The organism is Duganella sp. sic0402, assembly GCF_019219065.1.
In the GTDB taxonomy this organism is placed as follows: domain Bacteria; phylum Pseudomonadota; class Gammaproteobacteria; order Burkholderiales; family Burkholderiaceae_D; genus Rugamonas.
This window is the reverse complement of record NZ_JAHUWK010000002.1, coordinates 253,129-272,860: the sequence shown is the minus strand read 5'-3', so window position 1 is coordinate 272,860 and position 19,732 is coordinate 253,129. Positions and strand designations below refer to the sequence as shown.

Here is a 19,732-nt window from a genome sequence, read left to right as displayed (position 1 = left end):
GCTACGTGCTGTACGACCAGCTTGCGTTGGGACGTATCAGATGGACGTTGCCAATGCGGCGAGTATAGCCGACACGGTCAAAGAACTCCAACACCTGTATAGCCCGCTTGCGTCCGAGGCCGGTGGCGTCGCGGAACGACGCGGCTTGCACTTCGGGCAGGGTGGCAAGCAGTTGCGCCAGCTCGTCCAGCCGCTGCGGATGGTAAAACAAATCTTTCACCACCTGATTCAGCTGGCCGGTCTTGGCTAGCTTGAGTAGCAGTCGGCGAACCTCTGCTTCGGACATCTGATGTTCGCGCATCAGGTCGCGCACCCATGGCGGGTCGTAGCGGCCAGCCAGCAGGGACGCCATCAACGGTGCCGCCAATGCCTGTTCCTCGGCACTCAGCTCGACGCTGTGCTCGGGCAGGCGCAGGCTGCGGCCGCGTTGCCTGATGGTGCCATCTTGCAGCAGTGTATCGATCAAACGACTCCACAAACGGTCTTCCATGTCGGTCGAGACGATGCGTTTCAGGCGCCATAGCTCCGGTCCGGCATCATCCGGCGCGCGCGCGTGGAATTCGGCCAGCGCCGCCAGGATGCGCGCTTGCAGCGTCTGCACTTCTGCGGCGGCGATCAGCAGCGTGTCGCCGCCTTGCAGCGGGACTTCCACCGTGCCGGATGGCGCCTTGATCTGCTCCGCCGGCAGTTGCGACAAGCGCACCAGCGTGGATGCGCGCAATCCGAGAGGCCCGCGTGCGAGCAGGGCGGCGATGTCGCCGTTGCCGATAAAGCCTTCAAGCGCATCCAGCCACGCGATGCGCACGGCGCTACGCCGCTTGCGCGCTGGCCCGAAAGGATCGAGCACCACGCCGCCACCAATAGTGGCGGTAGCCTGCGCATTGCGGATCACGAAGCGGTCGCCCGGTACGGCATGCACCGGCGCATCCAGCACCAGTTGCACGCGGCCGGTGTGGCCTGGCGCCAGCACGTCATCGTCCAGCATGACCACGTTGGCGGTGTGGTGTGCGGCGCCCAGGTGCACATGCACCGGCGACCACGGTTTCAGCGTCAGGCCGCAATCCGGCGTCAGCGTCAATCGAACATCGACGCGCTCCGAGCACTCGCCCAGTGCTGGCGCGACCACCCAGCTGCCGCGCGCGATATCGTCCCTGGATGCGCCGCTCAGGTTCAGTGCCAGACGCTGTCCGGCGCGTCCCGCATCGGCGGCGCGGTTTTGCGCGTGGATGCTGCGCACCCGCACCTGCTGTCCGCCCGGCGCCAGTTGCAGCGTATCGCCGACGCGCACGCTGCCCGCCAGCGCGGTGCCGGTGACGATGGTGCCCTGTCCCGATAGCGTGAACACGCGGTCAACACCAAGCCGTAACAGGCGGCGTTCGTCATTGGCTGGCAAGGTAGCGGCGACTTGCGACAGGTGATGCAGCAGCGCTTTGACGCCAGCGTCGCCTTCTACCGTTGCGTTGGTGCGGAACACCGGTGCGCCGGCGAAGTCGGTGGATGCCAGCAAGGAGTGGATTTCCTGCTCCAGCTGGTCCATGCGCGCGGCGTCGACACGGTCGATCTTGGTCATCGCCACCGCGCCGCGTCTGACGCCCAGCAGGCGCAGGATGGCCAGGTGTTCCAGCGTTTGCGGCATGATGCCGTCATCCGCCGCGATCACCAGCAGCGCGGCGTCGATGCCGGTGACGCCGGCGGCCATGGTGCGGATGAATTTTTCGTGGCCGGGCACGTCGATTACGCCGAGTACGTCGTCACCCAGCGGCGTGTAGGCGTAGCCGAGTTCAATCGAGATGCCGCGCGCTTTCTCTTCCTTCAGACGATCGGTATCGACGCCGGTGAGGGCGCGCGTCAGCGTGGTCTTGCCATGGTCGATGTGGCCTGCGGTGCCGACGATCATGCTTGAAGCAGCGACAGTTGTTCGATGAAGCGCTGCTGCTGATGGTCCTGCAGGCAGCGCAGGTCGAGCCACAGCGCGTCCTGCGCCACGCGGCCGATGACTGGCAGCGGCAGCGCGCGCAAGCGCTGCTCCAGCACGCCCAGCGCGTTGCTGACGCGGCCTGCGGCTGCGGGACGCACCACCAGGCCGTGGCTCGGCAGCTGATCGACAGGCAGTGCGCCGCTGCCGATCTGGCTGGTCATCGCTTCGTCGGTGACATCGTAGCCTTCTCCCAGCGCGGCTTGCAGCAGCGGCAGCAGGGTTTGCGCCTGTGTGCGCATGCCGGCGGCGGGGCGAGTCAGCAGTTTGAGCGTGGTCAGGCGTTCGGGCAGCAGGTCGGGCGCGCGGTATAGCGCGAGCACGGGTTCCAGCGCAGCCAGCGTCAGTTTACCGACGCGCAGCGCGCGCTTCAGCGGATTCTTTTTGATCTGCGCGATCAGGTCTTTGCGGCCAACGATGATGCCGCATTGCGGGCCGCCCAGCAGCTTGTCGCCGCTGAAGGTGACCAGGTCGGCACCGCCTTCGATGGTTTCGCGCACGGTGGTTTCGTGTGGCAGTCCATACTGTTCAAGGTCCACCAGCGTGCCGCTGCCGAGGTCTACCGCGACCGGGATGTTGTGCTTCTTCGCCAGCGGCGCCAGTTCATCCAGCTCGATGCTCTTGGTGAAGCCGGTGATGGCGTAGTTGCTGGTGTGGACCTTCATCATCAGCGCGGTGTTCGGGCCGGCTGCTTCATCGTAGTCTTTGAGGTGAGTGCGGTTGGTGGCGCCCACTTCGCGCAGGACGGCGCCGGCGCGGGTCATCACGTCGGGAATGCGGAAGGCGCCGCCGATTTCCACCAGTTCGCCGCGCGAGACGATGACTTCCTTGTTCAGCGCCACGGTGTTCAGCATCAGCAGCACGGCGGCGGCGTTGTTATTGACGATGGTGGCGGCTTCGGCGCCTGTCAGCTCCAGCAGCAATTCTTCAATCAGCTTGTCGCGGTCGCCGCGTTTGCCGGTGTCGATATCCCATTCCAGGTTCATCGGCCAGCGCATCGCGTCCACTACGGCTTGGACGGCGGCGTCCGGGAGCAGGGCGCGGCCAAGATTGGTGTGCAGGACGGTGCCGGTCAGGTTGAAGACGGGGCGCAGTGGCGAGGCATTCTGTTCTTGCAGGCGGGCGGCCAGCATGGTCAGCAGCGATGGGATGCTGGTGTCCGGCGCTGGCGTGGCGGTGGCGACGTCGCCGCCTTCGCGGGCGGCCAGCAACATGGCGCGCAGCTCGGCCAGCAAGGCGCGCGCGGCTTCCAGCGTCTGCACGCGGCCATACTGCGCGATCAGCAGCTCGCAGCCGGCGTCGGACAGGATCAGGTGCACTGCAGGCAGGCGGATCGCGCCCGGCGCCTTATCCGCGGCGACGCTGCGCTCGTTTGCCGCAGTGGCGGGCGTCGCGGGGGATGCCGGTTTGCTCATTCCGCGTTGAACCACAGCAGGGGATTGCCGCTGGCGCGCGAGTAGCCGGCTTCGCCGACCAGCAGGTCCAGCGCCAGGCTGGCCAGGTCGTCGGCTAGTGGCTCGACGAACAGGTCGTGCTCCTGGTTGAAGACCTTGCGATAGGTATGACAGTCCTCGCAGGTTTCGGCGCGCGCCACCTTGCTTGGATCGTTGGCCTTGTTGACTGGCTCGGTCGGCGCAGGCATGCCGCCTTCCGGTTCGATGCTCTGGTAAGCAATATTGGAGGTGCTTTCGCAGCACGAGCATTTCACGCGCACCATATGCCATTCGCTGGCGCAGCACGAGCATTGCAGGTAGCGATAGCCTTGCGACTGTCCACCGATGCGGATCACGCTGGCCACCGGATGCGCACCGCACACCGGGCACAGGGTGTTGGTCACCAGCGGCTGCACGCGCGGCGCGTCCAGCTGGCTGGCGCGCATGGTCCACATGACTTGCAAGGCCGCAGCCACAAACGGCGCATGCAGCGGATGCACGCCTTCGGTCAGCTCGGCCAGCACTGCGTCGGCGCAGCCCTCCAGTTGCGCACTGTCGAGCGAGCGCAGCTCTTCCAGCACGGCCGCCAACTGTGGCTGGCTTGCTGCAAGCGGGTCCAGTTCATTCAGGATGGCGTCGAACACGCGGCGCCAGGTGGCCGGGCGCTGGCCGCTGACCGGCAACGGCGGCATGTGATGATCGATCGCCAGTTCGATGCCGGCGGCATCTGGCAAGGCGAAAGTCTCAGGCGGCAGTGAACGGATCACGGCAGCTTGTGCGTCAACCAGCGCAGCCATCATCTTCAGGTAGCCGCTCATGGTCTCGCCGACCGGAATGCCCTTGATTTGATTATCTGCCAACTGGCGAAGGCGCGTCGCGCGCGCGGTGAACAGACTGCGTGCTTCCGGGAGCAGCAGGCGTGGTATGGCGGTGTGATCGAGTGCCTCGATTTCGCCAGGTTCTAGCAAGCGTTGTACCAAAAAAATCTCCCGTATTGCCGGCAGCAGAATCGCTGCCGGCTCAGGGAGTATTTTAATCCCAAAACGGGATCACCGCAGGCTTAGTCCAGCTTGGTGCGGCCTTTGCGGATGACTTCTTCGAACCAGCGCGGATGGTGCTTGCGCGCCCACCCATAGGTGACCGTGCCGCGCACCATGGCGCCGATCGAACCCTTGACCCAGAAGGCCGCGTAGATGTGCACGATGATCGACATGATCAGCACCGTCGCGCAGAACGCGTGCAGCAGGGCGCCGAGACGCACGATCTCGATCGGGAAGTAGAACGCGAAGTATGCGCGCCAGATCACGATGCCCGACAGCAGCAGGCCAAGCATGCTGGCCACCAGCACGAAGAACAGGATCTTCTGGCCGGCGTTGTACATGCCGATCTTCGGAAGCTTTTCTTCGCGGTTGTTCAGCACATCGTCCATCTGCTTGAGCCACTGCTTGTCGCTGGTGTCGATATGGTTGTGGTGCCAGAAACGGAACACCAGGCCAGCGAAGGACGCAAACATCACCAGCCCGATGAACGGGTGAAGAATACGCGTCCACTGGCCGCCGCCAAGGAACACCGCCATCCACGACATCGCCGGATGGAACATGGCGAGGCCGGAGACAGCCAGCAGAATGAAGCAGATCGCCGTGATCCAGTGGTTGCTACGGTCGTTGGCCGTATAACGCTGGATCAGCGGGTTGCCATCTTTATCGTGGTCAGGTGCACTCATTTTGCTTCCTCCCTGATACGTTGGGCCTCGGCGACTGCTTCGGCTTCTTCTTCCTTCGACACTTCGTTAGGCCCCACGCGCGAGTAATGGAACCAGCCCGCCAGCGCGGTCACTGCCATGCCGGCCAATGCCAGTGGCTTGGTCAGGCCCTTCCACAAACCGACCGTGGCGCTGATGCTCGGATCTTTCTTCAATCCGTGATACAGCGTCGGCTGGTCGGCGTGGTGCAGCACGTACATGACGTGCGTGCCGCCCACACCGGCAGGATCGTACAGGCCGGCGTTCTGGTAACCGCGCGACTTCAGATCCTCGATGCGTTCCTCGGCGTGCTGGTGCATGTCCTCCTTGGTGCCGAAGACGATGGCACCGGTAGGGCAGGTCTTCACGCAGGCAGGTTCCTGGCCGACAGCCACGCGGTCCGAGCACAGGGTGCACTTGTAGGCGCGGTTGTCCTGCTTGGAGATGCGTGGAACGTCGAACGGGCAGCCCGCTACGCAGTAGCCGCAGCCGATGCAGTTCTCCTGATGGAAATCCACAATGCCATTGGTGTACTGCACGATCGCGCCCGGCGAAGGACAGGCTTTCAGGCAGCCCGGATCTTCGCAGTGCATGCAGCCGTCCTTGCGGATCAGCCATTCGAGGTCGCCCTTGGTGTTCTCGTATTCCGAGAAGCGCATGACGGTCCAGGATTGCGCCGTCATGTCCAGCGGGTTGTCGTAGACGCCGGTGGTTTCACCCACTTCGTCGCGCAGATCGTTCCATTCCATGCAGGCGGTCTGGCAAGCCTTGCAGCCGATGCATTTGGAGACGTCGATCAGCTTGGCGACAGTGCCGGTCACCGGCGTGCGCGCCACCGGTGTCTGCACCGTCGTTGCCGACATGCGCTTGATATCAAGTGATTGTAATGCCATGTTTTATCTCCTTCGGCGTTAAGCTTTTTCCACTTTCACCAGGAACGATTTCGATTCCGGTGTCTGTGAATTGCCATCGCCTACAGTAGGCGTCAGCGTGTTAACCAAGTAGCCCGGTTTGGTGAGCCCCTTGAAGCCAAAGTTGATCGGCAGGCCGACGTGATGCATCGGTTTGCCGTCGATGGTCAACTGCTTGATACGCTTGGTCACCACTGCCTTCGCAATGATGTAGCCGCGCTTGGACGATACCTTCACGCGATCGCCATGCACCACACCAACTTCTTTGGCCAGCGCTTCGCCGATTTCGACGAACTGCTCCGGCTGAATAATCGAATTCAGGCGCGCGTGCTTGGTCCAGTAGTGGAAGTGTTCCGTCAGGCGGTAGCTGGTCGCCGCATGGGGATACTCGTCCTTCTTGCCCAACTTCTTGCGGTCGTTGGCGAACATCCGGCCGGCCGGGTTGTTGAAGGCCTTGGGATTGTTCGGATGCATCGGATTGTGCCCGATCGGCGACTCGAACGGCTCGTAGTGTTCCGGGAACGGACCTTCGGCCATTGCGTCACGCGCGAAGAAGCGTGCCACACCTTCCGCCAGCATGATGAAGGGACCCATGCCGTTTTCCGGTGGTTCATCCGCCTTGAAGTCCGGCACGTCGGCGCCGCCCCAGTTGGTGCCGTTCCACGAAATCAGCTTGCGGGTCGGATCGAAAGGCTTGCCCTTGACATCGCACGATGCACGGTTGTACAGCACGCGGCGGTTGGCCGGCCAGGCCCAGGCCCAGTTCAGCGTATTGCCGATGCCGGTCGGGTCGCTGTTGTCGCGGCGGCCCATCTGGTTGCCTTGTGCTGTCCACGAACCGGCAAAGATCCAGCAACCGCAAGCGGTGCTGCCGTCGTCCTTGAGTTGCGCGAAGCCTGCCAGCTGCTCGTTCTTCTTCAGGATCACCTTGGTCGGATCTTTCGGATCGGTGATTTCCTTCAGCGCTTTACCGTTGAATTCCATCGCGATTTCTTCCGGCTGCGGCGAGTGCGGCTGCGCGTAGTTCCAGGTCAGATTCAGGATCGGATCGGGGAACTTGCCGCCTTCGGTCTGATACGCTTTCTTCAGACGCAGGAACAGCGCCGACATGATTTCCAGGTCGCTGCGCGCCTGGCCCGGCGGTTCGGCGCCTTGCCAGTGCCATTGCAGCACGCGCGAGGACGACACCAGCGAGCCACGTTCTTCGGCGAAGCAGGAGGTCGGCAGGCTGAATACCTCGGTCTGGATCGCGGCCGAATCGACCTTGTGGAAGTCGCCGTGCGGTTTCCAGAACTCCGATGTTTCGGTCTGCAGCGGATCCATGATGACCAGCCACTTCAGCTTGGACAGGCCGTCGGTGATCTTCTGCTTGTCCGGGCCGGAAGCCAGGATGTTGAAGCCCTGGCAGATGTAGCCGGTCATCTTACCCTGAGTCATCAGCTCGAAAGCCTGCATCATGTCGTAAGGTTTATCCAGCTTCGGCAGGTAGTCGAAGGCGTAGTTGTTTTCCTCGGTGGCGTGATCGCCCCACCAGGCTTTCATGAAGGACACCAGGAACTTCTTCGAGTTGCTGTAGTAGCTCAGCTGGTTCGGACGCAGCGGTTTCAGCGCGCGCTTGGCCACATAGGCATCCCAATCCTGCTCGGCCTCGCCAGGCAGGCTCAGATAGCCCGGCAGCATATTGGTCAGCAGACCCAGGTCGGTCAGCCCCTGGATGTTGGAGTGGCCACGCAGCGCGTTCATGCCGCCGCCGGCGATACCCATATTCCCCAGCAGTAGCTGGATCATGGCCCCGGTACGCAGGGTTTCCGCGCCGGTCGAGTGCTGGGTCCAGCCCAGTGCGTACAGGATGGTTGCGGCGCGGCCCGGTACAGCGGTCGACGCCAGTGCTTCCGCCACCAGATGGAATTTCTCCGGCGGCACGCCGCAGGCGCGTTCCACCATCTCAGGCGTGTAGCGCGAGTAGTGCTTCTTCATCAGCTGGTACACGCAGCGCGGGTGTTCCAGAGTCGGGTCGATCTTGGCATAGCCATCTTCGCCCATCTCGTAGTTCCAGCTGCTCTTGTCGGTGTACTTGTTCTTGCTATCGTCCCAGCCGGAATACAGGCCGTCGTTGAAGGCAAAATCTTCGCGCACGATGAAAGGCATGTCCGTGTAATTGCGGACGTACTCGTGTTGAATTTTGTCGTTGGTGAGCAGGTAGTTGATGATACCGCCCAGGAACACGATATCCGCGCCGGTACGGGTAGGGACGTAATGGTCCGCCACCGAGGCCGTTCGGGTAAAGCGTGGATCGACCACGATCAGCTTCGCGCCGCGATGCGCTTTCGCTTCCGTGACCCATTTAAACCCGCAAGGGTGTGCTTCTGCTGCGTTGCCGCCCATGACCAGGATAACATCAGCGTTCTTGATGTCTACCCAGTGATTCGTCATCGCACCACGTCCAAATGTCGAGGCAAGACCTGCCACCGTTGGACCGTGTCAAACACGTGCTTGGTTGTCGAATGGGAGCATGCCAGTGGCACGCATCGTTTTATGGGTTAAGTAGCCGACTTCGTTGCTGGCTGCGGATGCACATAGCATGCCAGTGGTGGTCCATCGGTTGACGGTTTTGCCGTCTTCGGTTTTTTCGACGAAATTGGCGTCACGGTCCTCTTTCATCAGCTTGGCGATGCGGTTCAGCGCGTCATCCCAGGAGATCGGGCTCCAGTCCGTTGCACCTGGGGCGCGGTATTGCGGCGCCAGCAAGCGGTTAGGCGAGTGGATGAAGTCGATCAGCGAAGCGCCTTTCGGGCACAGCGTGCCGCGGTTGACCGGGTGGTCGGCGTCGCCTTCAATGTGGATGATGCTGGACTTGGCGTTTTTGGCGCCATCACCCAGGCCGTACATCAGAATGCCGCAACCGACGGAGCAGTATGGGCAAGTGTTGCGGGTTTCGGTGCTGCGCGCCAGCTTGTACTGCCGGACTTCGGCCAAAGCCGTAGCCGGTGCAAAGCCGAGGAGCGCAATGCTCGAACCCGCGATGGTCGCGCCGGTTACCCGAAGGAACTGGCGTCTCGACATCTGGTTCATGGGAATACCTCTCTTGTTTGTCTAGTGACCTCCCAAGTTTATCACCCGCATTAACCCTATCGTGAGTACTGATTTGTATTAATTGTTGCTAACGCGCCAGAAACGCCTGTTGGTATGAGTGAATTGCTAATTTTTATGCTGGTTGTAACAATATTTCAACTGCTTGTAGTCGTAAAAATGGCTGGATGGGGTAATCCGGGCGGCATTGCAGGCCGGCTTGAAGTCGGTTTCGCGCTCGTTGTACAGTATGCGCACCAGCGTGTGGCCGGACGCATTCTGGTACAGGTCCCATTGGATATTGGCTGCCATCGGCGCCACCTGCGCACCGCGCCAGCTGCTATGTTGGTAACTATAGGTCGCTGCGTGCGGCAACTGTTCGGACATGCCGGGCAGGCCCAGGGCACTGGCCATGGGGATCACGATCTCGGCATGGGCGAAGCGCAGCTTGGCGACGCGGCTGCGGTTGCCGTGGTCGATGGCGTCCGCTTCGCTGAAAAAGTCGGCCAGCAGCGGCGCGGCCATGCGCCAGCTGACATCGCTGTTGTCGATGCTGCCGGGACCTTTTTCGTAGAATGCGATAGCGTCCTCGGTTTCGGCGAATGCGCGCAGGTCGTTTGGACGCAGGTACTGGCTGAAGTCGGCCTTCAGTTCGTGGCGCATGTCGGCGGCCGCGGCGTACAGGTCGTAGAGCGCGAGCGCCGCATCGGCGGCGGTGCTGATTCTGGTTTCGCCATCGCCGCTGAGGGTGGTGGTGAATTTGCCGTCGGCGCTGGTATAGGTGCGCGTGCCGCTGCTGGCGAAGCTGATGCGGCCTTCGCCCAAGTCGGCCAGGAAGGAGGACTTGAACAGTGCTGTCAACGACATCAGTGCGGCTGCTTGCAGCTGCGGACGCTGGTGGACGGCGCTTACGCGCGCCTTCAAGGCGTCGCTGGCGGCCCAGCGCTGGTAGGCCAGGCTGGCTTCCGGCACTTGCCCGTCCTGATGCGCGTTCAGCTTGTGGAAGTACAGTGTGCTGCGGTCGATGCTGGTGTCGATCAGCGCCGCCAGATCAGGCTGGCGCAGCACCAGCGCGTGGCTGAAGAAATAGCCGCTGTCGGCCGCGCGGTCCTTGCCCGAGCTGACCACAGCGATGCGGCGCGCCGGTGCGCCGGGCGCCGCGCGGAACAGTTCCGGCAGGCGCGCGTACAGCCGCTGCGCCAGGCCGCTGTGTTCCTCAATGCCCTGCATGGTTTCGTTGCCGTATCCCGGCTTGGTGATGCCATCCACGCCATAGCCCAGCAGCGCGTTGGCCTTCATCATCTCTTCCAGGTCCGGCCCGAGTTGTTCGGCCAACGGCGACAGCGCGTCCTGCTGCCTGGCCGTCAGCCACATATTGTACAAGGCCAGCTCCGTCTTGAAGCTGCTCAGGCCACGCGATCCGTGGCGCGCCAGCATCTGTGTGTAGACTGCATGGTAGCCTTGCGGCGGCGCCTCATAGCTGGCGCTGTCCTGTTGCGGTGCGTAGGGCGTCTTGGTTTGATAAAACGGTTCGCCATGCGCGGGCGACAGCAGCAGGGACAGCGCGGCGCCGGCCGCAAGCGGGAATGGTTTCATGCTCAGAAGTCTACGCGAACATTGACGCTGGCGGTGCGCGGTGCGCCCAGGTTCAGGTAGTTCTCCTGATAATAGGTCCAGTACTTGCGGTTGGACAGATTCGAAATATTGGCGCGCACGCTGATCATCTTGCCGAAGTAGCGGTGGCGATAATTGAAGCCGGCGTCAAACAGCGTGTAGGCTGGCAGCGTGTTGACGTTGGCCGCGTCCATCGGCAGGTCGCCGAGATACTGGCTGCCTACATGCAGCGCCAGGCCTGGCAGCACTTCGCGCCAGGTGGCTTGCACCGAAGCCTGGCGGCGCGGTGCGCCGACCGCGTGCTTGCCGCTATAGCCTGGTGCGGCGTCTTCCAGCTTGGCGTCCAGCAGCATGATGCCGCCTTCGATCGACAGGTTTTTTGCAGCCTGCACCACGGTGTTGAATTCCATGCCCTGATAACGGGTTTCGCCATCCATCACGTAGACATTGGCGGCGTTGGTGTACTGCGCGCCACGCTCGATGCGGAATAGCGAGGCGGTGGCGTTCCACCAGCTGCGCTCCGTTTTCACACCGACTTCGGTCTGCTTGCTCTTGATTGGTGCAAAGGTCTGGTTGGCGTTGGCGGTGGAAGTTGGAGCGTTGGCGGCTTGCTCCAGCGCTTCGACATAGCTGGCGTACAGCGTGGTGTCGGCGGCCGGCTTGAACATCAGCGCCACGGTTGGCGTGGTCTTGTCGGCCGGATAGCTGGCGGTCAGCACACCCTTGGTGGAATAGGCTTTGTCGATGAACTGCGTGTGGCGCACGCCGGCCAGCACCGACCAGTTGTCGTTCAGCGTGACCGTGTCGCTGGCGAAGACGGCTTCCTGGCGGGTGGTTTCGTCCTGGTAGGTGCCGCCGCTGTAATTGATGCCCCAGACGTTGATGATGTTCGGCGCGTACAGATTGCCGATGCCGAGGTAAGTCTTCGGCGTGACCACCGACGAGGTGGATTTCAGATTCTGCGACATCAGGCCCAGCACCAGTTCATGCGCGCCCAGCTTGCCGCTGAGCGTAGCCTGTAGCTGATCGAACTGATAGCCATGCAGCTCGGAGGTGACGCGGTCCTTGTAATCGCCGGCGTTGCTGGCGATGTAGTATTGGTCCTTCTTGTACACGCGGGTGGAGTCGGAGGTACGGTACGAGGCGTTCACCATCCATTCCGGCGCCAGGCGGTACTCGATACCGGTGGTGGCCAGGTTGTATTCCACATCGCTGCCGGCGCCGATGCTATTCAGCCTGGTTTCGCCATCCAGCGGCGATGGCACTTTGTAGGCCGGCGCAATGATGATGTCGGTGCCGCCCACCGTGGCGCGGCGCTGGTAGATTGCGTCGTAGGTCAGTGCCAGGTCCTTGGTGATGCGCCACTCCAGATTCAGGCCGGCGGCGTTGCGGTTGATCGAGCCGCTTTCCTGTTTGACGTCGCCGTCTTCATGCAGCAGATTCAGGCGATAGCCAAAATCGCCTTCTTCGCCAAGACGGCCGCCGATATCGACGTGTTCCTTGATCGCGCCGCCTTCCTGATAGCCCAGCGCCGCGCTGAAGCTCTTGTCGGTGGTCGGGCGCTTGCTGACGTAGTTGACGATGCCGCCCGGCGAACCGAAGCCGTACATATAGCCGGTGAGGCCTTTCAGCGCTTCCACGCTTTCAAACATCTCCAGCGGCATTTCGGTGCCGCGGTTGATATTGGCCAGGCCGTTGACCTTGTAGCCGTTCAGGTCGTCCAGGCGCAGGCCGCGCATCTGGATGGTGGCCGGGTGGGTGGAGATCGGTGGCGAGATGGCCGTCACCGAAGCGTCGTACTTCAGCACTTCGGAAATGCTGGTGGCCAGGCGGTCTTCGATCTCATCGCTGGAAACCGCCTTGGTGGAGAAGGGCGTATCGAGTTCCGACTTGCGCCCCAGCGCGCCGCTGCTGACGTTGTCGCCGAGTTTTTTCTTTTCGGCGGTGGCCTTGACTTCCACCGTGGACAGCGCGCCGCCCACATCCTCCGCCAGGGCGGAGAAATGGAAGGCGCACAGACCGGCGGCGGCAAGCGCCAGTTGCAGACGGGATGGGGCGAAGGGAGCGGACATGAAGGGCCTGACGAAGTTGGACTAAGAAGCCCGCCATCGTATTGGCCGCATGTGACAACTCTGTGACGAAACAGATTACATATTCGTAATGTTCTCGATGTCGCGCAGCGATGGCGGCGATGCGCCCGCGCCCAGGCAGGCGGCCGCGCCGGCGGCGACCGAGAACTGCAAGTGCTGCAAGGGCGTCGCCTCAGCGCGATGCATCATGCTCCAGGCCAGCGCGGCGATGCTGGCATCGCCCGCACCCACCGTATCGATCACCTCGATGCGCGGCGCCGGCAGCGACCAGCTATTGTCGCCAATGTGCAGCGAGGCGCCGTCGCCACCCTTGGTGTAGAGGTAGGTGGCGGCGGGATTCCAGCTGCGCAGCGTGTCGAACGCGGCGGCGATATCGCCGGTGCGGAACAGGCCAGCCAGGTCTTCCTCCGACACCTTGACCACATCGGCCAGCCCCGTCATGCGGCGCAGCGTGGCGTCGTAGCGCTCGTCCATCAGTAGCCGGTAGTTGGGGTCGTAGCTGATGCGCACACCATCCTGTTTGAGCTGTTCGGCCAGCGCTACCAGCTTGCCGGCCAGCGGCTCGCGCGCCAGGCTGATGCCGCCGAAGTGCGCCCACTGGCAGTGCGCGCGCCAGCCTTGCGGCAGTTGGGCTGCATCGAAGTGCAGGTCGGCGGCGTCATCGCCGACAAAGAAATAGGCCGGCGGGTCAGTGCGGTGCACGATGGCCAGCAGCGGCGATTTCTGATAGCGCTGCAGGAAGCGCAAGTCCAGCTTGGCTTGCTCGCTGGCCTGCCACAAGGCGTCGCCGAACACGTCCTGGCTGATCGCGCCCGCGAAGGCGGTTGTCACATCCAGCCTGGCCATCGCGCGCGCCACATTCCAGGTCGAGCCGCCGGTGAGGCTGCGCCAGTGCTGCTGCGCGCCGTCCTGTACCACCATGTCGGTCAGCGCCTCGCCCGCCGCCACAAATGTAGGAAACATCTCAATCCTTCTTCAATACGTTGAGCACTTCATAGCAGGCGCCCATGGTGTGGTAATCCACCTTGCCGGCCGGGCTTTTCTCGTCGGTCAGCTTGCTGTTGTCGGGCGACAGTATGCGATACCACGCGCCATGCTGATGGTCGACGAAATGTTCCCAGCTGTAGCCCCAGATTTTGTCATACCAGGTCCAGTAGCGTTGTTCGCCGGTACGCGCCGCCAGCAGGGCAGCGGTGGCCAGGCTCTCCGCCTGCACCCAGAAATACTTGATGTCGTCGCAGATGCTGCCGTCCGGCGCGAAGCCGTAGTAGATGCCGCCGTGTTCATGGTCCCAGGCCTTGGCCAGGGCCGCGTCAAACAGCTCCGCCGCGCGCGGCAGCAGCCAGTTCGGATTCTGCGACAGGTGCGGCGCATGGCGTTCCAGCAGCAGCAGCAGCTTGGCCCACTCGGTCAGGTGGCCCGGCTGGTAGCCCCATGGACGGAAGATATTGGTCTTGTCGTGGCGGTTGTATTCGCTGTCCACCGACCAGTCGGCGTGGTAGTGCTCCCACACCATATTGTCGGCCAGCGCTGCCTGCCGCACGGTGATGTTGTGTGCCAGCTGTTCCGCGCGCAGCAGGTAAGCGCGTTCGCCGGTGGCTTCAAAGGCGGCGATCAGCGCTTCGCAGGTGTGCATATTGGCGTTCTGGCCGCGATAGCCGTCCAGGTGCGACCAGTCGGCGCTTGCCTCGTCGGCGTACAGGCCGTGCTGCGGTTCCCAGAAACGCTGCTCCATCAGTTCAAACGTTTCGGTGATCCACGGCGCGGCTTGCGTTTCGCCGGCCATCAGCGCGTGGCTGTAGGCCAGCAGCACGAAGGCCAGGCCATAGCAATGGTTGGTGCCGTCGGTGACCTGGCGCTGGCCGTTATTCCAATCCAGTTGCCACGCGTAGCCGCCGGTGGCGGGATCGCGGTGCGCATCGCGCAGGAAGGACAGCGCGTGGCGCAGGCGCTGGCGATCCGCCACATCGCCGAACTGCCGCCACGCCATCGCATAGTTGAAGACGAAACGCGTGCTGCTCACCAGGTGACGCGTGTGCGCATCGTAGATCGCGCCATCATCCTTGTAGAAGTGATACAGGCCGCCGCTGGGATCAACGCAGCGCGCGTCGTAGAATTGCTTGGTGTGGCGGATGTGGTTCAGCAGGGTGGTGCGGGATCGGAAATCAGGGGCCATTATCAGGTCCGTTTGAAATTGACTAGGTTCTTCGGTCGCCAGCCGTCCATGACGGTGCTGGCGCGTATGATTAACTCAACCGGTGAGATCTTCTCCACCGGTTCTTCTTGCTGGCCGTTGAGCAGCATTTCCACGCCCAACGCGCCGAGTGCTTTTTTGTCGATGCGCAGCGTGGTCAGCGGGCGGTGGCCCAGCACTGCGGTCGAGATATCGTCGAAGCCGACGATGGCAATATCGTGCGGGACTTTCAGTCCCTTCGCTAAACAGCAGCGCATGGCGACCAGCGCCGCGCTGTCGTTGTAGCAGAACACCGCATCCGGCGGATGCGGCAGCGACAGCAGCTGTTCCATCGCCTCCCAGGCGCCGGTTTCCAGATCCACGCCGTCCGGCAGATAGGCTTCCAGCTTCGGGTTGGCGAGGATGCCTTCCTCGAACAGCGCCTGGCGGTAGCCGCGCTCGCGTTCGCGGATCGAGTAGTGCGACAGCGGGCCGGAAATGAAACCGACGCGGGTGCGGCCGGTATCGATCAGGTGCTTGGTCGCCAGGTAGCCGCCCATCATATTGTCCGGATTGACCGAGCTGTAACCGCGCAGCTGCATATCGATCAGCACCAGCTGCTTGCCGGTCGAGCGCAGGGCGCTCAGCGTTTCCGGCTCAAAGAAACCGGCGCAGACGATGCCGTCCGGCGCGTGCATGCGGATCTGGTCGATCAGGCCATCGGCTGGCCCCACCGCCATGAACGACAGCACGATGCCCTGTTTGCGGCAGGCTTCTTCGGCGCCGTGCAGCACCGGCGAATAGAACGGGCTGCTGGCCGCCGTGTTGTGCTGGCGGTGCAGCAGGAAGGTCAGGCGGCGCAGGCGCTTCGGGCGCAGCTTGCAAAAATCGTAGCCCAGACCGCGCGCAGTCTCCAGCACCATCTGGCGGGTTGCTTCGGTCAGGCCGGGTTCATTTTTCAAGGCGCGGGAAATCGTCCCCGCCGATACGCCTGCGACACGGGCGATGTCCCTGATCGTGATGTTCGTCCCCATTATTTTTGTGTCTCCTCGGTGTGATGGAAGTCTTGCATTAGCGTCTATTGATGGTCAACCGCGATATCAAGTTGGCCTTTGAGTTTAGCGCAATTTACTAAACACGCTTCATTTAGTGAAGATGGCTAAACTAGGGCCAAAATTCGTTTGTTGTTTGACCGGCTGGCGGCAACTATGCAGAATCTTTTTATTAATATAAAAACCATCCATACGAGGAGACTGTCAATGGAACACGTTGCATCCGCAACTACGCGCCCGCACGCCCATGCGGAAGGTGGGAACACCGTCCCGCTGGTCATCATTACACTGCTGTTTTTCATGTGGGGGCTGCTCACGTCGCTCAACGACGTGCTGATCCCGCACCTGAAGTCGATCTATACGCTGACCTATGTGCAGGCCATGCTGGTGCAGTTCTGCTTCTTCGGCGCCTACTTCATCGTCTCGCTGCCGGCCGGGATGCTGATCAAGAAGATCGGCTACCAGCGCGGCGCGGTCAGTGGCCTGGTGCTGGCGGCCGCCGGTTGCGCCATGTTCTTCCCGGCGTCGACGAGCGGCTACGCGCTGTTCCTGCTGGCCTTCTTCGTGCTCGCGAGCGGCATCACCATTCTCCAGGTGGCGGCTAATCCCTATGTGACAGTGCTGGGCGCACCAGCCACCGCATCCAGCCGGCTGACGCTGACCCAGGCGTTCAATTCGCTGGGCACCACCATCGCGCCGGCGCTGGGCGGCATGCTGATTCTGTCCGAGGGCGTGGCCAGCGTGGTGCGCTCCAAGGCGGAGGAGGCGGCCGCCGTGCAAGGTCCTTACATCGCGCTGGCCGCCGCGCTGCTGGCGCTGGCGGTGCTGTTCGCGCTGGTGCGTCTGCCGAAGATCAGCCACGCCGATGACGAACTGGCAACCAGTGTGGAGACGGGCGTGCTGGCGCACCGCCACCTGCTGCTGGGCGCGATCGGCATCTTCCTGTACGTGGGCGGTGAGGTCAGCATCGGCAGCTTCCTGATCAACTTCCTCGGCGAAGCGAATATCGCCAGCCTGCCGCATGGCGAGGCGGCGCACTACGTCAGCTATTACTGGGGCGGCGCGATGATCGGCCGCTTCATCGGCTTTGCCGTGATGCGCTACGTCAGTCCAGGCAAGGCGCTGGCGTTCAACTCGGCCGCTTCCATCATCCTGATCCTGGTGGCGATTTTCGGTCATGGCCAGCTGGCCATGTGGTCCATCATCGCCGTTGGCCTGTTCAACTCCATCATGTTCCCGACCATCTTCAGCATGGCGCTGCACAAGCTGGGCCGGCAGACCGGCCAGGGCTCCGGCATCCTGTGCATGGCCATTGTCGGCGGCGCGCTGGTGCCGTTTGCGCAAGGCCTGCTGGCGGACACCATCGGCCTGCAATGGTCGTTCTTCGTGCCGGCCGCCTGCTACCTGTTCATCCTGTATTTCGGCCTTAAGTACGCCGGCATGTATAGCGGCAAGGAGGCTGTATGAAGTTGAAACTGGCGCTCGCGCTGGCGCTGGCTGCGATGTCGGCGCAGGCGGCGGAACAGGCATGGCTGGATAAATCGCTCAGCGCCGACAAGCGCGCCGAGCTGGCGCTGAACGCGATGACGCAGCAGGAAAAGCTGCGCTGGGTGCTGGGCCACTTCGGCTCGGACTTCGGCAACAAGACCAGGAAGCACCCGGCGGCGCTGCCATTTTCCGCTGGCTATATCGAAGGCGTGCCGCGTCTGGGCTTGCCGGCGCTGTTTGAGACGGACGCCGGCCTGGGCGTCGCCACCCAGGCATCGAAGACGCCGCGCGAGCGTACTTCGCTGCCATCCGGCCTGGCCACGACCGCCAGCTGGGACCGTGCGCTGGCTTACAAAGGCGGCGCCATGATCGGCGCCGAGGCGCGCGCTTCCGGCTTCAATGTCATGCTGGCCGGCGGCGTCAACCTGCTGCGCGAGCCGCGCAACGGCCGCAATTTCGAGTATGCGGGAGAAGATCCGCTGCTGGCTGGCGTGATGGTGGCCGAGCAGGTCAAGGGCATCCAGTCGAATCACATCATCGCCACCATGAAGCACTTTGCGGTCAACAATCAGGAGACTGGCCGCTTTGTGCTTGATGCGCGCATCGACGACGCCAGCAACCGCATGTCGGACTTGCTGGCCTTCCAGTTGCTGATGGAGCAGGCCGATCCCGGTTCGGTCATGTGTTCCTATAATCGCCTGAACGGCGTCTACGCCTGCGAAAACGACTACCTGCTCAACCAGGTGCTGAAGAACGACTGGGGCTACAAAGGCTATGTGATGACCGACTGGGGCGCGACCCACAGTACGGTGGAATCGGCCAATGCCGGCCTTGACCAGCAATCCGGCTGGGAGTTCGACAAGTCTCAGTATTTCGGCGGCGCGCTGGAAGAGGCGGTCGCCAATGGCCATGTGCCGCAAGCGCGGCTGGATAATATGGTGTTCCGCGTATTGCGCGCCATGTTTGACAAGGGCGTGGTGGACAATCCGGTCGCGGAGGGCGGCAATATCGACTACGCCGTCCATGGCCAGGCCAGCCGCGCCGGCGCGGAAGAGGGCATGGTGCTGCTGAAGAATGCCGGTAATGTGCTGCCGCTGAAAGCCGGCGCGAAGAAAATCGTGGTCATCGGCGCGCATGCCGATGTGGGCGTGCTGGCTGGTGGCGGTTCGTCGCTGGTGTATCCGGTGGGCGGCAACGCGGTGCCGGGCATTGCGCCAACCTCGTGGCCCGGACCGGTGATGTATCACCCTTCCTCGCCGCTGAAGGCGATCCAGGCGCTCGCGCCGGGCGCTTCGGTCAGCTACCACGATGGCAAGGACCCGGCCGCCGCTGCGCGGGCAGCGGCCGATGCGGACGTGGTGCTGGTGTTTGCCCAGCAGTGGGTAGGCGAGGCGCTGGATGCGGTGTCGCTGTCGCTGCCGGACAATCAGGATGCGCTGGTGGCCGCTGTCGCCAAGGCCAATCCTAAAACGGTGGTGGTGCTGGAGACTTCCGGTCCGGTACTGATGCCGTGGGTCGATCAGGCGGCCGGCATTCTGCAAGCCTGGTATCCGGGCACCAGCGGCGGCGAGGCGATTGCGCGCGTGCTGTTTGGCGAAGTCAATCCATCCGGCCATTTGCCGGCGACCTTCCCGGCGTCGGAAAGCCAGCTGCCACGCCCCAAGCTGGATGGCGATCCTAAAAACGACACCGCGCGCTTCACGGTGAATTATCATGAAGGCGCGGCGGTCGGCTACAAGTGGTTTGACCTCAAGGGACTGAAGCCGCTATTCCCGTTTGGCCACGGCCTGTCGTACACGCAGTTTGCCTATTCCGGCCTGGCAGCCACCCAGAAGGACGGCAAACTGTCGCTGAGCTTCAAGGTGACCAACACCGGTGCAGTCAAGGGCAAGGACGTGCCGCAGCTATACGTGGCGCCGCTGAACGCCCAATGGGAAGCGCCGAAGCGACTGGCCGGCTGGGATAAAGTAGAGCTGGCGCCGGGTGAGAGCAAGCAAGTCAGCGTCAGCGTCGATCCGCGCCTGCTGGGCGTCTTCGACAGCAAGAGCAAAACCTGGCGCATCGCCAAAGGCGGTTATAAAGTACTGCTGGCGCACGACGCGGCGGACACCAAGGCAGCGAGCATCACCGTCCAGCTTCAGCAACGCACGCTGAACGTCAACGGAAAATAAATAGAGGAGCGAGAC

The 19,732-nt window shown here is 62.8% G+C and carries 13 protein-coding genes; 2 read left to right on the top strand and 11 right to left on the bottom strand.

What is annotated here, in order from left to right; translation table 11 throughout:
• Position 1: 1 nt before the first annotated feature.
• From selB to KW842_RS06735, 11 genes are all read right to left on the bottom strand, one after another.
• On the bottom strand, positions 2-1,897 hold the full coding sequence (gene selB / locus KW842_RS06785) for a selenocysteine-specific translation elongation factor (protein WP_218303335.1): 1,896 nt from the start codon (positions 1,895-1,897) through the stop codon (positions 2-4).
• The gene (gene selA, locus KW842_RS06780; RefSeq protein WP_218303334.1) at positions 1,894-3,390 is read right to left on the bottom strand and encodes an L-seryl-tRNA(Sec) selenium transferase; all 1,497 of its coding nucleotides are present in this window, start codon (positions 3,388-3,390) and stop codon (positions 1,894-1,896) included. Before selA ends, selB begins: the two co-directional genes overlap by 4 nt.
• Positions 3,387-4,388, bottom strand: coding sequence for a formate dehydrogenase accessory protein FdhE (gene fdhE / locus KW842_RS06775; protein WP_218303333.1), 1,002 nt, complete (start codon positions 4,386-4,388; stop codon positions 3,387-3,389). Before fdhE ends, selA begins: the two co-directional genes overlap by 4 nt.
• Before the next feature lie 80 nt (positions 4,389-4,468).
• Positions 4,469-5,131 carry a formate dehydrogenase subunit gamma gene (locus KW842_RS06770; RefSeq protein WP_218303332.1) on the bottom strand — a complete coding sequence of 221 codons (663 nt, stop codon included), beginning with the start codon at positions 5,129-5,131 and terminating at the stop codon, positions 4,469-4,471.
• Entirely contained in the window at positions 5,128-6,042 is a 915-nt protein-coding gene (gene fdxH, locus KW842_RS06765; RefSeq protein WP_218303331.1) for a formate dehydrogenase subunit beta, read from the bottom strand. The genes KW842_RS06770 and fdxH overlap by 4 nt, the downstream gene beginning before the upstream one ends.
• 18 nt (positions 6,043-6,060) lie before the next feature.
• Complete coding sequence (fdnG, locus tag KW842_RS06760) at positions 6,061-9,132, bottom strand: formate dehydrogenase-N subunit alpha (RefSeq protein WP_218303330.1); 3,072 nt, start codon at positions 9,130-9,132, stop codon at positions 6,061-6,063.
• A 126-nt stretch (positions 9,133-9,258) separates the two neighbouring features.
• Positions 9,259-10,725: a histidine-type phosphatase gene (locus KW842_RS06755; protein WP_218303329.1), complete on the bottom strand. Its 1,467-nt coding sequence runs from the start codon at positions 10,723-10,725 to the stop codon at positions 9,259-9,261.
• Between the two features lie 2 nt (positions 10,726-10,727).
• Positions 10,728-12,815 carry a TonB-dependent siderophore receptor gene (locus KW842_RS06750; protein WP_218303328.1) on the bottom strand — a complete coding sequence of 696 codons (2,088 nt, stop codon included), beginning with the start codon at positions 12,813-12,815 and terminating at the stop codon, positions 10,728-10,730.
• Between the two features lie 75 nt (positions 12,816-12,890).
• Entirely contained in the window at positions 12,891-13,796 is a 906-nt protein-coding gene (locus tag KW842_RS06745; protein ID WP_229223542.1) for a carbohydrate kinase, read from the bottom strand.
• Between the two features lies 1 nt (position 13,797).
• Entirely contained in the window at positions 13,798-15,009 is a 1,212-nt protein-coding gene (locus KW842_RS06740) for an AGE family epimerase/isomerase (RefSeq protein WP_218303327.1), read from the bottom strand.
• 2 nt (positions 15,010-15,011) lie between these two features.
• Positions 15,012-16,040 (bottom strand): LacI family DNA-binding transcriptional regulator, encoded by a 1,029-nt coding sequence (locus KW842_RS06735; protein ID WP_218303326.1) that lies wholly within the window; start codon positions 16,038-16,040, stop codon positions 15,012-15,014.
• A gap of 225 nt (positions 16,041-16,265) precedes the next feature.
• On the opposite strand from KW842_RS06735, the gene KW842_RS06730 reads away from it, so the two are divergent.
• Positions 16,266-17,525 (top strand): sugar MFS transporter, encoded by a 1,260-nt coding sequence (locus KW842_RS06730; protein WP_218303325.1) that lies wholly within the window; start codon positions 16,266-16,268, stop codon positions 17,523-17,525.
• Positions 17,522-19,717, top strand: a complete 2,196-nt coding sequence (locus KW842_RS06725) for a beta-glucosidase (protein WP_218303324.1) — start codon at positions 17,522-17,524, stop codon at positions 19,715-19,717. Before KW842_RS06730 ends, KW842_RS06725 begins: the two co-directional genes overlap by 4 nt.
• The last annotated feature ends 15 nt before the right edge of the window (positions 19,718-19,732 follow it).